This is a genomic window from Stenotrophomonas humi, from assembly GCF_001431415.1.
Lineage (GTDB): Bacteria > Pseudomonadota > Gammaproteobacteria > Xanthomonadales > Xanthomonadaceae > Stenotrophomonas > Stenotrophomonas humi.
The window spans coordinates 88,011-101,124 of sequence record NZ_LDJI01000006.1 but is presented as its reverse complement, the minus strand read 5'-3'; the positions used below and the strand labels follow the sequence as shown (position 1 = coordinate 101,124).

Genomic DNA, 13,114 nt, shown 5'->3' with positions numbered 1-13,114 from the left:
GTGAATGCGCTCTAACGATCCTTACACCCGACAACTGCTATTGATGTCGTTCTTGCTGTTACCCGCGCGCCGCACATCGGCGCATATAGCTGAAACCAGGAGATCACGATGAGCCCCACCAACACCGACAATCTGAAGGAACATCTGGGCGAGGCTGGCGCGCATTTGAAGTCCGCCGCCTCCGCTGCCGGTAGCGCCGTCAAGGGCGCCAGCGGTGCCGCCGCCGATGAACTGCGCCTGGGCAAGGCCAACCTGAAGGCCGAACTGTCCGACAGCGCGCTGTCCGGCCTGGCCGCCGCCGAACTCTCCGGCGCTGCCGCCAAGGAGCAGGTGGATGCCCTGATGGACAAGAGCAAGGACCTGATCGACAGCGCCGCCGAGCTTATCCGTGAGCGTCCGCTGGCTTCGTTCGGTGTGGCCTTCGCGGCCGGCTGGATCATCGCCAAGCTCGCCCGCAGCAACGACTGATCGGCGTGAGCGAAAACGCGACACCGCCCGTCGACGACGATTCCACCCCGGACAACGCGCCGGGGCTGGAAGAAAGCATCCGCCAGGTTGGCGCGGCCGGCCGCCAGACGCTGGATTCGGCCAGCCACACGCTGCGCTCGCTGCGGCGTCTGGCCTCGGCCGATATCGCCCTGGCACGCAGCGCTTTCGGCCGCGCACTGGCCTGGAGTGGCGTGGCCATCGTGTTCGGTGCATCGGCGTGGCTGTTGATGGCGGCCACGTTGATCGCCTTCCTGCAGTACATCGGCCTGTCACTTTTCGTCGCGCTGCTGATCACCACGGTCACCAGCCTGGCCATCACCGGTTACGCGGTATGGCGGGTTTCCTACTTCTTCCACCACACCGGCATGCATGCCACCCGCAGGCAGCTGTCGCGGCTGGGCCTGTTCGATGAACCCGGTACGGAAGATCCGGACGCCGACGTGAAGATTCCAGAGAAGGAAACGCCATGAATTTCGACGCACTGCAACGCCGCGTGCGCCGTGCCGAAGCCGTGGTGCAGGTCCGCAGCGAGGAAACCACCCGGCAATGGGGCGCGCTCAACAGTGTGTGGCGCAGTGCCTGGACACCCGGCCGCATCGTCATCGCCGGCCTGGCCGGTGGCTTCCTGGCCGGCAAGCTGGAACCGGGCGGCGCGTTCAGCGGCGCCCGTTGGCTGCAGATGATCGGTTCGGTTTCCGGGCTGGTGGCCTCGGCCCAGGCATCGGTGGCCTCGTTCGCCGCCGCTGCTGCCGGCATGGCCGCTGAAGCGGCGGGCGACGCGGCCGAAGGCGCCGAGCAGGCCGCAGAAGCCGCGCAGGCACCGGCACGCGACACCACGACCGCCAATCCCATGCCGCCCCGCGCGGCCGAAGCCGCCACGGAACTGTCAGAATCCTGAGCACGGCGCGAGCACGCGCCTTCCGTCATCCGGGGCACCATCCGCATGTCCTCGCCGCTGCCTGAAACATCCCCGCAACCTGCCGAACCGACCCCGCTACCGCCACGGCCGCGCGCACCGATGGCATTGGTGGTGCTGGCCACGCTGGCCGTGGGTTACACACTGTGGGCCGCGCAGAGCGTGATCCTGCCGGTGCTGCTGGCGATGTTCTTCGCGCTGGTCGGCAACCCCATCATCCGCCTGCTGCAGAAACTGCATCTGCCGCGCCTGCTGGCTGCGCTGCTGGTGGTGCTGGGCGGGCTGGCCGCCTCCGGCGCGCTGGCGGTGCAACTGGCCGGCCCGGCCACCGAGTGGGTACAGCAGGCACCTCAGCAGATGCGGCAGATATCGCGCCAGGTGCAGGCGCTGGTGAAGCCGATGCAACAGGCCAATCTGGCCGCCGAGAGCTTTGCCCGCGCCGCCGGTGGCGAGGACAACCGCAAGGTGCAGGTGGTGCGCACCCAGCTCGACGATCCCTACAAGGCGCTGGTGCGCACGCCCAAACTGGCGGCATCGGTGTTGGCGGTGGTGCTGCTGACGCTGTTCTTCATGATCTATGGCGACAGCCTGCAGCGGAACGTGATTGCACTGATACCCAACCGCCAGCAGAAGCGCTTCACCACCGAGATCCTGCGTTCGATGGAGCGCGAGATATCGCGTTATGTACTCACCATCACCGTGATCAACACCGTGCTGGGGCTGGTACTGGTGGGTGTGCTGTTGCTGCTGGGCATCGAGCTGCCCGACGCCCTGCTGTGGGGCACGGTGGCGGCGCTGCTGAATTTCGCGCCATATGTCGGGCCATTGATCGGCATCGTGCTGATGCTGCTGGTGGGCTTTGTCGAGTTCCGCGACCCGCTCACCGCCACCTTGCCGGCGCTGTGCTACCTGGCCCTGCACACACTGGAAGGCCAGCTGGTCACGCCCATCGTGCTGGGCCGCAGCATGGCGATATCGCCGTTGATGCTGATCCTGGCGCTGATGCTGTTCGGCTGGCTGTGGGGCATGGTCGGCCTGCTGCTGGCGGTGCCCTTGCTGGTCTGCGTCAAGCTGGTGCTGACCCGGCTGGACGGCATGCACGGCTGGGCCAAGCTGCTGGAATAGGCCATGCCGTTCACGTTGACCACACGCACGCCAACGGCCGTCAACAGGCCAGCGGCGGCTTGCCGTAAAATGGCCGGGTGAATTTTCCTGTCCTAGCCATCACCCTCGACCTGGACGACACCCTCTGGCCATTCGCGCCCATCGGCGCCCGCATTGACCAGGTGTTGCACGACTGGATGCTCGAGCACAGCCCCGCCACCGCAACGATGTACCCGGTGGCGGCCATGCGTGAACTACGCGAACGCTCGTTCCGCGACAACCCGCACCTGCACTATGACCTCAGCGCCCTGCGCCGGTTGACACTGGCCGAAGCGCTGGAAAACAGCGGCGCGGACAGCGGCCTGCTGGAGCCGGCGTATGAAGCGTTCTATGCCGCGCGCAACCAGGTGGAGTTCTACCCGGATGCGCTGGAAGCACTGCACCGCATCGCATCGCGCGTGCCGGTGGCGGCGGTGAGCAACGGCAATGCCGACCTGCAGCGCATTGGTATCGGCGAGCTGTTCGCCTTCCAGCTGGGCTCACGCGAATTTGGCGCAGCCAAGCCGGACCCGGGTATTTTCCATGCTGCCTGCGAACGCCTGGGCGTGGCGCACACACACGTCCTGCATGTCGGCGACCACGCCGAAATGGACGTTGCCGGCGCGATGCGCGCGGGCCTGCGCGGTTGCTGGATCAACCGCGAATCACACACATGGACCGACCCAGCACTGCAGCCTGACCTGCAGTTCGACACCCTGACCGGGTTGGCCGACTGGCTCGATGCCAACGCATCGACGCAGCGCTGAACCAACGGCCACCTTCAGATACGAGATGCAGATCATGACGCCCCTCAACGGTTTCACCTCCGACGCCAACAACACCCTGCCGCTGTACGTACTGGACCGCGACGGCTTTGCCGCGTGGAACGCACAGCAGCCGGCCGCCGTACAGGCCTGGTTGGCCGCGCAGCAGTTCACCGCAACCCATACCTCGGTAGCACTGCTGCCGGGTGCCGACGGCATTGCCGGCGCGGTGCTGGGTGTGGGCGACCACGCCGATGCCTACGCCTACGCGCATGCGCCGTTCGCGCTGCCGGCCGGCACCACCTGGAAGGTCGCCAACCCGCTGGATCCGATCAGCGCCACCAACCTGCAGCTGGGCTGGGGCCTGGGCAGCTACCGCTTCGCCCGTTACCGCAAACCGCTGCGCGCACCGGCGCAGTTGTTGGCCAGCCCGTCGCAGGAAGTGCTCGACGTGGTCACCGCCTGTCTGCGCGTGCGCGACTGGGTGAACACGCCGACCGAAGACATGGGCCCGCAGCAGCTGGAAGATGCCGCACGCGAGCTGGTCAACGCCCACGGCGGCGCGCTGGAAGTCATTGCCGGCGACGAGCTGCTGGAACTGAACTTCCCCACCATCCACGCGGTAGGCCGCGCCTCGCACCGTGCGCCGCGCCTGATCGTGCTGCGCTGGGGCAAGGAAGACGCACCGCATCTGGCCCTGGTCGGCAAGGGCGTGTGCTTCGATACCGGCGGCCTGGACCTGAAGCCGGCCGACGGCATGCGCAACATGAAGAAGGACATGGGCGGTGCCGCGCACGCGCTGGCGCTGGCCGGGCTGGTGATGGCACAGCAGCTGCCGGTACGCCTGACCCTGATCGTGCCGGCGGTGGAAAACGCAGTCGGTCCCGATGCGTTCCGTCCGGGCGAAGTGATCACCACGCGCAAGGGCATCACGGTGGAGATCGACAACACCGACGCCGAGGGTCGTCTGATCCTGTGCGATGCGCTGACCTACGCCAGCGAACAGCAGCCGGAAACGATCATCGATTTCGCCACGCTCACCGGTGCCGCCCGCATCGCGCTGGGCCCGGACCTGCCAGCGCTGTTCTCCAACAATGACGAGCTGGCCAACCAGTGGCTGCAGGCCGGCGATGCCACCCGCGATCCGCTGTGGCGCATGCCGCTGTGGCGTCCGTACCTGCGCTACCTCAACAGCGGCATTGCCGACCTGGCCAACTCCGGCTCGCGCATGGCCGGCTCGGTCACCGCCGCGTTGTACCTGGAACGCTTCATCAATGAAGGCCAGGTGTGGGCACATCTGGACGTGTATGCCTGGAACGATGGCGAGCGTCCGGGCCGTCCGGCCGGTGGCGAAGCCCTGGCGCTGCGCTCGGCGTGGGCGATGTTGAAGGCGCGCTACGCCTGATCTGGAGCCGGGCATTACCCGGCCTCCGGTTGAACCCATAGATCCCCGCTCCGGCGGGGATCTGTCGTTTCGGCAAATGTTGTCGAAAAAGTGAATATCGGGCTGACAGCTTTTCTGACAGCATCCCTGCGTCGCCCACCCACACGCATCGTGAAGGCAGGAATCCCGTCATGTCGCTTTTCGGCCATACCCGCTCCGGCCAGGAACCACGCGCCGCCCGTTCGCCGCTGTTATGGATCACGCTGATCGCATCGATCGCCGGCCTGCTGGTGCTGGCCTTCGCCTGGCTGGCCGGTTGGATCGGTCGCGACCGTGCCACCGCCCAGACCTTCACCGACAGCATCGAAGCCACCGGCGCGGCGCATCCCGGCTTCCGTCGTGCCCATAGCAAGGGCGTGTGCGTTAGTGGCAGCTTCCAGGGTACGCCGGAGGGTGCGGCGCTGAGTTCGGCGCGCGTGTTCCAGCAACCGCAGGTGCCGGTAATGGGCCGCCTGTCGATCGGTGGTGGCGACCCGCACGGCGCCGATGCCAATGCGCGCGTACGCAGCATGGCGTTGCAGCTGATCAGCGATGACGGGCAGGAGTGGCGCACCGCGATGAACAGCTTCCCGTTCTTCGCCGTGCCCACCACCGAGGCCTTCCTCGAACAGACCCGCGCCGGCATCCCCGACCCCGCCACCGGCAAACCGGATCCGGCGAAGATGGCCGCGGTGCAGGCGAAATATCCGTCGGCGCGTGCGTTCGGGCAGTGGGCCAAGACCGCGCCGTGGTCAAACAGCTGGGCCAATACCGACTACAACGGGATCAACAGCTTCCGCTTCATTGCCGCCGACGGCAGCGAGCGCTTCGTGCGCTGGAGCATGCGCCCGCAGGCGCCGTTCGTGGAGATGACACCGGAACAACGCGCACAGGCCGGGCTGGATTACCTGGCCGACGAATTCCAGCAACGGCTGGCGCAGGGCCCGGTGCGCTGGGACATGTGGGTGACCCTGGCCGAAGCCGGCGACCCGGTCGACGACCCCTCGCAGGTGTGGCCCGAGCAGCGCCGTCAGATCAAGGTCGGCACGCTCAGCCTGACCTCGATGCAGGCGCAGGCCGACGGCGCCTGCCGCGACGTCAACTACGACCCGTTGATCCTGCCCCGTGGCATCAAGGGCTCGAACGACCCGATCCTGGCCGCGCGCTCAGCGGTGTATTCGCAGTCATTCAACCGCCGCGAGCGCGAGATCGCCAGCGGCAAGGCAGCCGACGCCACCGGCAAGGAAGGTGCACGATGAGCCGCGATGCAGGCCACTTCAATCTCACCGCCCGCGTCCTGCACTGGCTGATGGCGGCGATGATCCTGACCATGTTGTTCGTCGGCGTGAGCATGGTCGCCTCGCTGCATTGGCGTCCGGTGCTGATCGACCTGCACCGCCCGCTCGGCATCGCGATCCTGCTGCTGGTGCTGGTGCGCCTGTACAACCGCCTGCGCCACCGGCCGCCGCCGCTGCCGGCAGACGTGCCGGCGTGGCAGGCCGCCGCCGCGCATGCCTCGCATTGGCTGTTGTACGGGTTGATGCTGGCGATGCCGTTGATCGGCTGGTCGATGCTGTCGGCGGGCGGCTACCCGATCGTGATGTGGTCGGGCCTGAACCTGCCGCCGATCGCGCCGCACGATCCGGCGCTGTACGCCACGCTGCGCAACGCGCACAGCCTGCTGGCCTACCTGTTGTTCGCCACCGTGATCGGGCATCTGTCGGCGGCGCTGTTCCACCTGTGGGTACGCCGCGATGGCGTGTTCCAGGCGATGGCAAAGGGACCGAAATACGACGACGCCCGCTAAAGCCGGTAGAGAGCGGAGTCATGCTCCGCTGAGGCCCTACTGGCGGTGCCGCGCATGGCTCGGCACACCGGTTGTTCGCTTACAGCCAGCCTTTCTGGCGCGCCAGCCGGTACGCCTCGATGCGGTTGACCACGCCCAGCTTGCCGATGCATTCGGACAGGTAGTTGCGTACGGTGCCGTGCGACAGACCGAGCTGCTCGGCAATCTCGTTGGCCGAGCGGCCTTCGCCGGCCAGCCGCAGCACCTGGCGCTCGCGGTCGTTGAGCGGATCGGCTTCGGACCATGCTTCGATCGCCAGCTGCGGGTCGATCGCACGGCCGCCGCGCTGCACCTGACGCAGTGCTTCAGCGAGCTTTTCGGCCGGTGAGTCCTTGAGCAGATAACCCTGCACGCCGGCATCCAGCGCACGCCTCAGGAAACCGCTGCGGGCGAAGGTGGTCACGATCACCACCTTCACCGGCAACTGGTGGCGCTGCACGCGCTGGGCCAGTTCCAGGCCGGTGAGGTTCGGCATTTCGATATCGGTGACCAGCACGTCGGGTTTCAGGCGTTGCAGCTCGCGCCATGCCACTTCGCCATCGGCGGCCGCGCCGACCACTTCCAGATCGGTTTCCAGATTGAGCAGGGCCGACAGCGCACCGCGCACCATCGCCTGATCTTCGGCCAGCAGGATGCGGATCATGCGCGTGCCTCGCGTGGCGCGATGCTGTCCTGCATCGCTGCGGCCAACCATTCGGTGGGTGCCGTCGTCGTGGCGTTGATCGGGATGCGCACTTTCAGCCGCGTACCGCGCTCGCGCGGGGAATCGATCTCCAGGGTGCCGCCCAGCGCATCCACCCGTTCGCGCATGCCGGCCAGCCCGTTTCCGTTGACCGCCACCCCACCACGGCCGTCGTCCGCCACTTCCAGCATTACCGCGCTTGCATCGCAGTGAATACCGATCATCGCCTCGCTGGCCTGTGCATGACGCGCGATGTTGGTGACCGCCTCGCGCAGGATCATCGCCAGCCCGGACTCGATCCACGCCGGCATCGGCGGCGGCACGCCGTAACGCAGGTGCACGCGCGAGGATTCCAGCAGCAGATGCGCCGAGGCCAACTCGGCAGCCAGGTCGGCGGCGCGGAAGCCGGTGACCGCGCTGCGCACCTGTGCCAGCGCGTCACGGGCAATCTGTTCGGCCTCGGCCAGCTCGTTGCGTGACCGCTCCGCATCGCGGTCGAACAGCTTGCGTGACAGCTCCAGCTTCAGCGTGATCAGCGAGAGCGTGTGGCCGAGCAGATCATGCAGGTCACGGCCGATGCGTTCGCGCTCGGCCGACGCGGCCAGGCGCCGCACTTCCTCGTGCGACAGGCGCAGCGCTGCATCCTTCTCCTGGCCGGCGCGCTCGCCGCTGACGATCAGGCCGATGATGGTCGACAACACCGGCACCCAGGCGATGGCCTGCCATGGATAGCCCACCCACACTGCCTGCACCACGAACACCGTGTTCAATGCCGCCAGCTCGCACAGATAACGCACCGTGGAGATGCAGCGATTGATGCGCAGTGCCACGCAGCCGAAGACGAAGTAACTGAACGCCGAGGGATAAACGCTGAGCAGCGATATCCCCAATACCACCATGCCGACGGCGTAGATGGACACATTGCGCCGTGAGGACAGCAGCGTCAGCGCATACAGCAACACGAACACCGGGTACGAGAGCAGCGTTATCCACATCCAGCGCAGGGTGTAGCCACCGGCGAACATCGGCGTGATGAACACCCACACCGTCCACAGCAGATGGATGGCATCCAGCCACGGCCACTTGCCGAGCTTGATGTTGTCGGCGACCACCGAATCCGGTGCCGGTTTCAGCCAGGCGGGAAGATGGCGCGACATCAGTGGAGAACTCCTGTTCCAGTGCGGCCCATGATGCCATCAGCCAAAGCGGCGCAGGCGCCAGCCGGCCAATGCGACGGTCACCCCGGTGAATGCGGCCAGCCACAGCACGTGCGGCCAGGGACTGCTGGTGTCAAAACCAACGGCCGATTGCGCGAGCATGTTCAGGTGATGGCTGGGCCAGACCGGTGCAAGGTTGCGTAGCAGCGGCGGCAGCACCGAAAGCGGGAACCACAACCCCGACAGCAACGCCATCGGCAGATACACCAGGTTCACCAGCGCCGGCGCGGCATCGCCCTTGACCAGCGTCCCCAGCAGCAGGCCGAGCGCGCTGAACGGCAATGCCCCCAGCACGCAGGTTGTGGTCAGGCGCAGCATCTGCAGCGGCGTCAGCTGCACACCGGCAACCATCACCGCCAGGCTCTGCAACAGCACGACGATCATCAATGCCATCAGCATCGCCATCACCATCTTCCCCAGCAGGTACGCCGCAGGAGGCATCGGCAATGCACGCTTGAGCGTGAGCAGGCCGTTGCCACGCTCAAGTGCCAGCGACACGCCGAAGCCAAACAGGCCCGGCCCCATCACCCCGAACGTGGAATAGGTACCGAGCAGAAAGCGCGGCGCATCGACCGAATTGCCCATGCCCAGCATCACCGCGAACATCAGATAGAAGGTGGCGGGGAACAGCATCGTGGGCAGCACGAAACCCGGGCTGCGCAGATAGCGCAGGCATTCGGCACGCGCTTCCTGCGCGTAGGCGCCCAACAGGCGCAGGCCCGGCATGCGTGTGGCGGCGCGGGCACCATCCAGAAGCGGAGTCGAAATGTTCATCAGGCAGCCTGCTGTTGTGGATTGGTGAGATCACAGAACGCTTCTTCCAGGCCGGCTGGTTTGACCTCCAGCGCCGACAGCGCGGGGTCGGCTTCCAGCAGCCGTCGCACCACCGCTTCCACCTGGTCACAGGCCAGGTGCAGATGCGCACCTTCGCGCAGCGCCTGGCGTACGCCCGGCCAACGTTCGACCTGCATCACATCCAACTGCGACTGGCAGCGCACCGCACGGACCAGCACCCGTGCACGCAGGGCATCGACGCTGCCATCGCTGACGATCCGGCCACGCAGCATCACGCAGATGCGATCGGCCAGCTGTTCGGCCTCTTCCAGGTAATGGGTAGTCAGTACGACAGCACAGCCTTCGCCCACCAGCGTGCGCACGCTGGTCCACAAGCGCCGGCGCGCAGCCAGGTCGAGCCCGACGGTCGGCTCATCAAGGAACAGCAAGCGTGGGCGGCCACAGATGGCGATGGCGAACTGCACCCGCCGCTGCTGGCCACCGGAGAGCTTTCCGTAGGGGCGCCGCAGCAGGTCCTCAACGCCGGCCAGCGCCGCGGTTTCGGCCAGCGCGCGCGGCGTCGGATAGTAACTGGCGATCAGCCGCAGCAATTCCTGCACGGTGAGTGTCTCCGGCAGCTGTGCGTCCTGCAGCATCACCCCGATGCCACGCCGCGCGGGCAGTTGCTGCGGATCATTGCCGAACAGCCTCACCTGGCCGGCATCGGCGCGCAGCAGGCCCAGCAGCAGGCCGATGGCCGTGGTCTTGCCGGCCCCGTTGGGGCCAAGCAATGCCAACACCTGGCCAGCATGCAGATCCATATCCACGCCATCGAGCGCGGTGAGCGTGCCATAGCGCTTGTATACGCCACGCAGGCTGGCCAGTACTTCATTGCCCTGCACCATCGTCGTCACCTCCCGCGGGGAATGGCGTCAAGGTAGAGCAGCGGCCAGGTAGCCGACAGTCACGGCGGTCAGGCGAAGCGGGTGACAACCGTCACCTGCTTCCCGCGCACGGCATGCCTATCATCCGTTCCGTTGCAGACCACCTGGAACACGGGTTTGCGGTACCTTTCGGTCACATTTCCCCTCTTGCGCCGTCCTTTCCCACATGAATGCATCTGCTGAACTGCTGAAGGAACTCCGCATCGACCGCTCGGCCGCACCGCCGCCGCGCGGTCCGTCCTCTTCACGCCGCTGGTTGTGGGTGGTGATCGGGCTGGTACTGGCACTGCTGCTGGCGCTGGTCATCGGCGCGCTGGTCAGCCGCAAGCCAACCATCACCGTGGAAACCGCACCGGTCGTGGCCATGGCCCAGGCCGGCGGTGGCAGCACCGCGGTGCTGGATGCCAGTGGTTACGTGGTCGCAAGGCGCATGGCCACGGTGTCGGCCAAGATCACCGGCAAGGTGCGCGAGGTGATGATCGAGGAAGGCATGCGCGTGGAAGAAGGCCAGGTAATGGCCACGCTGGACCCGATCGACGCCAACGCACAGCGCAGCCTCAACGCCGCACAACTGGACGCCGCACGCAGCCAGATCGGCGGCCTGCAGGCGCAGCTGCGCCAGACCGAGGCCGAGGCATCGCGCCTGCAGTCACTGGTCGGCCAGCAACTGGTTTCACGCTCGCAGTACGACCAGGCCGTGGCCGCACGCGACAGCCTGCGTGCTCAGCTGTTGACCGCACAGCACAACGCCAAGGTGGCGCAGGACGCACTGTCCATCGCCGACCTGGGCGTGGACAACAACATCGTGCGTGCGCCGTTCTCCGGCGTGGTCACCGCCAAGGCCGCGCAGCCGGGCGAGATCGTGTCGCCGCTGTCGGCCGGTGGTGGCTTCACCCGTACCGGCATCGGCACCATCGTCGACATGGATTCGCTGGAAGTGGAAGTGGAAGTCGGCGAGGCCTTCATCGGTCGCGTGCAGCCGAAGATGGCGGTGGAGACCGTACTCAATGCCTATCCAGACTGGAAGATTCCCGGCGAAGTGATCGCGATCATCCCCACCGCCGACCGCGGCAAGGCCACGGTGAAAGTGCGTGTCGCACTGGGCGTGAAGGACCCGCGCATCGTGCCGGAGATGGGCGTGCGCGTGAGCTTCCTGGAGAAGGCCGCCCCCGTCGGGGCCGAGGCGCCGAAGGGCGTGCGCATCCCCGCCACGGCCATCGTGCAGCGTGACGGCAAGCCGTCGGCCTTCGTGCTGCAGGCCGACGACAAGGTGCAGCTGCAGGCACTGGAGACCGGCGCCACATTGGGCAAGGACAAGCAGGTGTTGTCGGGCCTGAGCGCCGGGCAGACGGTAGTGATCAATCCGCCGGAAGAACTGAAGGACGGTGACAAAGTAACGCTGGCGGGCGCCGACAAGTAAGCGCTTCACTGTTGTTGCTCTTAGCTCTTAGCTCTTAGCTCTTAGCTCTTTGTTTTAGCTCTTTGGCTCTTTGGCTCTTTGGCTCTTTGGCTCTTTGGCTTATTGCTGTTGCTCTTGCTTCAAAGCCTCTGACTTACCGGGTACCCTTCCGCAGCGACGGAGCTGACGGATAGGACCCCGCAGGGGCGGCGTGCATGGATGCACGTCGTTTTTCGACGAGACAGGGATGTCTCGTCGAAAAATCCCGGCAGCGTAGTGAACCTGTAGCGCGCAGCGCGGAAGGCGCGCAGGCAGGGTGTGCTTTCTTTTGGTTAGCTTTTCTTTGCACAAGCAAAGAAAAGTAACTCGCTCCCCGGATGGGAGTGAAAGCTCTTGCTGTTGTTGTTTCAACAGGTATCAGCAAGAGCAAGGGCTTTCGCCCTCCTACGGAGTGCGAGCACACCTTTCTTTGCTTGTGCAAAGAAACGTGGCCCAAAGAAAACACACCCTGCCTTCGCGCCCACGCCGCTACGCGACGCGGGTCCACTCCGCCGGCAGGATTTTTCGACGGAACATCCCTGTCCCGTCGAAAAACGACGCACATCCTTGTGCGTCGCCCCATTCGGGGTCTTGTCTGCCAGCTCCGCCGCTGCGGAAGGGAACCCGGTACAGCAACCGCCGAAGCAACAGCAACGGCAACTGCAACTGCAACAGCTGCCCTCACCCCTACCCCTCTCCCGCAGGACGGGAGAGGGGATGCCAATCACCAACGCTGACCCAACCCACTCCGCTGTTGCCGACATCCACTCCACCGCTGAGGACCACCCATGAGCACCCTCGTCTCCCTGCGCAACATCACCAAGACCTATCAGCGTGGCCCGGAAAAAGTACAGGTGCTGCACGGCATCGACCTGGATATCACCCGCGGCGACTTCGTCGCGCTGATGGGGCCTTCCGGCTCCGGCAAGACCACCCTGCTCAATCTCATCGGCGGACTGGATACCCCCACGGGCGGTGAGATCAACATCGAAGACCAGCGTATCGACCAGCTCGGTGCCGGGCAGCTGTCCACCTGGCGCAGCCACCACGTCGGCTTCGTGTTCCAGTTCTACAACCTGATGCCGATGCTCACCGCGCAGAAGAACGTGGAACTGCCTCTGCTGCTGACCAACCTCAGCGCTGCCGACCGCAAGCGCCGGGCACAGATCGCACTGACCCTGGTCGGCCTGGCTGATCGCCGTGACCACCGCCCCAACGAACTGTCCGGCGGACAACAGCAGCGCGTGGCCATTGCCCGCGCCATCGTCTCCGACCCCACCTTCCTGATCTGCGACGAGCCCACCGGTGATCTCGACCGCCAGAGCGCGGAAGAAGTGCTGGGCCTGCTGCAGCTGCTCAATCGCGAACACGGCAAGACCATCATCATGGTCACCCATGATCCGAAGGCCGCCGAGTACGCCACCCACACCGTGCATCTGGACAAGGGCGAGCTGGTCGACGCCCCCGTGCACTGAGGA

The 13,114-nt window shown here is 66.0% G+C and carries 14 protein-coding genes; 10 read left to right on the top strand and 4 right to left on the bottom strand.

The window, feature by feature from the left end; all coding sequences use genetic code 11:
- The first annotated feature begins 108 nt into the window (after positions 1-108).
- The 8 genes from ABB26_RS03105 to ABB26_RS03070 all read left to right on the top strand — a co-directional run bounded on the left by ABB26_RS03105 (position 109) and on the right by ABB26_RS03070 (position 6,542).
- Positions 109-468 carry a hypothetical protein gene (locus ABB26_RS03105; protein WP_057632116.1) on the top strand — a complete coding sequence of 120 codons (360 nt, stop codon included), beginning with the start codon at positions 109-111 and terminating at the stop codon, positions 466-468.
- 5 nt (positions 469-473) lie between these two features.
- Entirely contained in the window at positions 474-959 is a 486-nt protein-coding gene (locus tag ABB26_RS03100; RefSeq protein ID WP_057632115.1) for a phage holin family protein, read from the top strand.
- Positions 956-1,387: a hypothetical protein gene (locus tag ABB26_RS03095; RefSeq protein WP_057632114.1), complete on the top strand. Its 432-nt coding sequence runs from the start codon at positions 956-958 to the stop codon at positions 1,385-1,387. Before ABB26_RS03100 ends, ABB26_RS03095 begins: the two co-directional genes overlap by 4 nt.
- Before the next feature lie 45 nt (positions 1,388-1,432).
- A complete protein-coding gene (locus ABB26_RS03090) occupies positions 1,433-2,530 on the top strand; it encodes an AI-2E family transporter (protein WP_057632113.1) in 1,098 nt (365 codons plus the stop codon).
- A 77-nt stretch (positions 2,531-2,607) separates the two neighbouring features.
- Positions 2,608-3,315, top strand: coding sequence for an HAD family hydrolase (locus ABB26_RS03085; RefSeq protein WP_057632112.1), 708 nt, complete (start codon positions 2,608-2,610; stop codon positions 3,313-3,315).
- Positions 3,316-3,349: 34 nt separating this feature from the next.
- On the top strand, positions 3,350-4,717 hold the full coding sequence (locus tag ABB26_RS03080; protein WP_057632237.1) for a leucyl aminopeptidase family protein: 1,368 nt from the start codon (positions 3,350-3,352) through the stop codon (positions 4,715-4,717).
- A 170-nt stretch (positions 4,718-4,887) separates the two neighbouring features.
- Positions 4,888-5,994 (top strand): catalase family peroxidase, encoded by a 1,107-nt coding sequence (locus tag ABB26_RS03075; protein ID WP_057632111.1) that lies wholly within the window; start codon positions 4,888-4,890, stop codon positions 5,992-5,994.
- Entirely contained in the window at positions 5,991-6,542 is a 552-nt protein-coding gene (locus ABB26_RS03070; protein WP_057632110.1) for a cytochrome b, read from the top strand. The genes ABB26_RS03075 and ABB26_RS03070 overlap by 4 nt, the downstream gene beginning before the upstream one ends.
- Positions 6,543-6,621: 79 nt before the next feature.
- Here ABB26_RS03070 and ABB26_RS03065 read toward each other — a convergent pair whose 3' ends face one another.
- From ABB26_RS03065 to ABB26_RS03050, 4 genes are read right to left on the bottom strand one after another with little or no spacing between them, the layout of a single operon-like run.
- A complete protein-coding gene (locus ABB26_RS03065; protein ID WP_057632236.1) occupies positions 6,622-7,224 on the bottom strand; it encodes a response regulator transcription factor in 603 nt (200 codons plus the stop codon).
- Entirely contained in the window at positions 7,221-8,420 is a 1,200-nt protein-coding gene (locus tag ABB26_RS03060) for a sensor histidine kinase (protein ID WP_057632109.1), read from the bottom strand. The genes ABB26_RS03065 and ABB26_RS03060 overlap by 4 nt, the downstream gene beginning before the upstream one ends.
- A gap of 39 nt (positions 8,421-8,459) precedes the next feature.
- Entirely contained in the window at positions 8,460-9,254 is a 795-nt protein-coding gene (locus ABB26_RS03055; RefSeq protein ID WP_057632108.1) for an ABC transporter permease, read from the bottom strand.
- On the bottom strand, positions 9,254-10,159 hold the full coding sequence (locus tag ABB26_RS03050) for an ABC transporter ATP-binding protein (protein ID WP_057632107.1): 906 nt from the start codon (positions 10,157-10,159) through the stop codon (positions 9,254-9,256). Before ABB26_RS03050 ends, ABB26_RS03055 begins: the two co-directional genes overlap by 1 nt.
- 205 nt (positions 10,160-10,364) lie before the next feature.
- Here ABB26_RS03050 and ABB26_RS03045 point away from each other — a divergent pair, with 205 nt between their 5' ends.
- Together ABB26_RS03045 and ABB26_RS03040 are read left to right on the top strand one after the other, a co-directional pair.
- Positions 10,365-11,618, top strand: coding sequence for an efflux RND transporter periplasmic adaptor subunit (locus ABB26_RS03045; RefSeq protein WP_057632106.1), 1,254 nt, complete (start codon positions 10,365-10,367; stop codon positions 11,616-11,618).
- A gap of 806 nt (positions 11,619-12,424) precedes the next feature.
- A complete protein-coding gene (locus ABB26_RS03040) occupies positions 12,425-13,111 on the top strand; it encodes an ABC transporter ATP-binding protein (protein ID WP_057632105.1) in 687 nt (228 codons plus the stop codon).
- The last annotated feature ends 3 nt before the right edge of the window (positions 13,112-13,114 follow it).

Excerpts from the sequence above, each read along its gene's own strand:
- ABB26_RS03105 (WP_057632116.1), top strand. The coding sequence starts at position 109 with ATGAGCCCCACCAACACCGACAATCTGAAGGAACATCTGGGCGAGGCT.
- ABB26_RS03095 (WP_057632114.1), top strand. The coding sequence starts at position 956 with ATGAATTTCGACGCACTGCAACGCCGCGTGCGCCGTGCCGAAGCCGTG.
- ABB26_RS03090 (WP_057632113.1), top strand. The coding sequence starts at position 1,433 with ATGTCCTCGCCGCTGCCTGAAACATCCCCGCAACCTGCCGAACCGACC.
- ABB26_RS03080 (WP_057632237.1), top strand. The coding sequence starts at position 3,350 with ATGACGCCCCTCAACGGTTTCACCTCCGACGCCAACAACACCCTGCCG.
- ABB26_RS03075 (WP_057632111.1), top strand. The coding sequence starts at position 4,888 with ATGTCGCTTTTCGGCCATACCCGCTCCGGCCAGGAACCACGCGCCGCC.
- ABB26_RS03070 (WP_057632110.1), top strand. The coding sequence starts at position 5,991 with ATGAGCCGCGATGCAGGCCACTTCAATCTCACCGCCCGCGTCCTGCAC.
- ABB26_RS03065 (WP_057632236.1), bottom strand. The coding sequence starts at position 7,224 with ATGATCCGCATCCTGCTGGCCGAAGATCAGGCGATGGTGCGCGGTGCG.
- ABB26_RS03060 (WP_057632109.1), bottom strand. The coding sequence starts at position 8,420 with ATGTCGCGCCATCTTCCCGCCTGGCTGAAACCGGCACCGGATTCGGTG.
- ABB26_RS03055 (WP_057632108.1), bottom strand. The coding sequence starts at position 9,254 with ATGAACATTTCGACTCCGCTTCTGGATGGTGCCCGCGCCGCCACACGC.
- ABB26_RS03050 (WP_057632107.1), bottom strand. The coding sequence starts at position 10,159 with ATGGTGCAGGGCAATGAAGTACTGGCCAGCCTGCGTGGCGTATACAAG.
- ABB26_RS03045 (WP_057632106.1), top strand. The coding sequence starts at position 10,365 with ATGAATGCATCTGCTGAACTGCTGAAGGAACTCCGCATCGACCGCTCG.
- ABB26_RS03040 (WP_057632105.1), top strand. The coding sequence starts at position 12,425 with ATGAGCACCCTCGTCTCCCTGCGCAACATCACCAAGACCTATCAGCGT.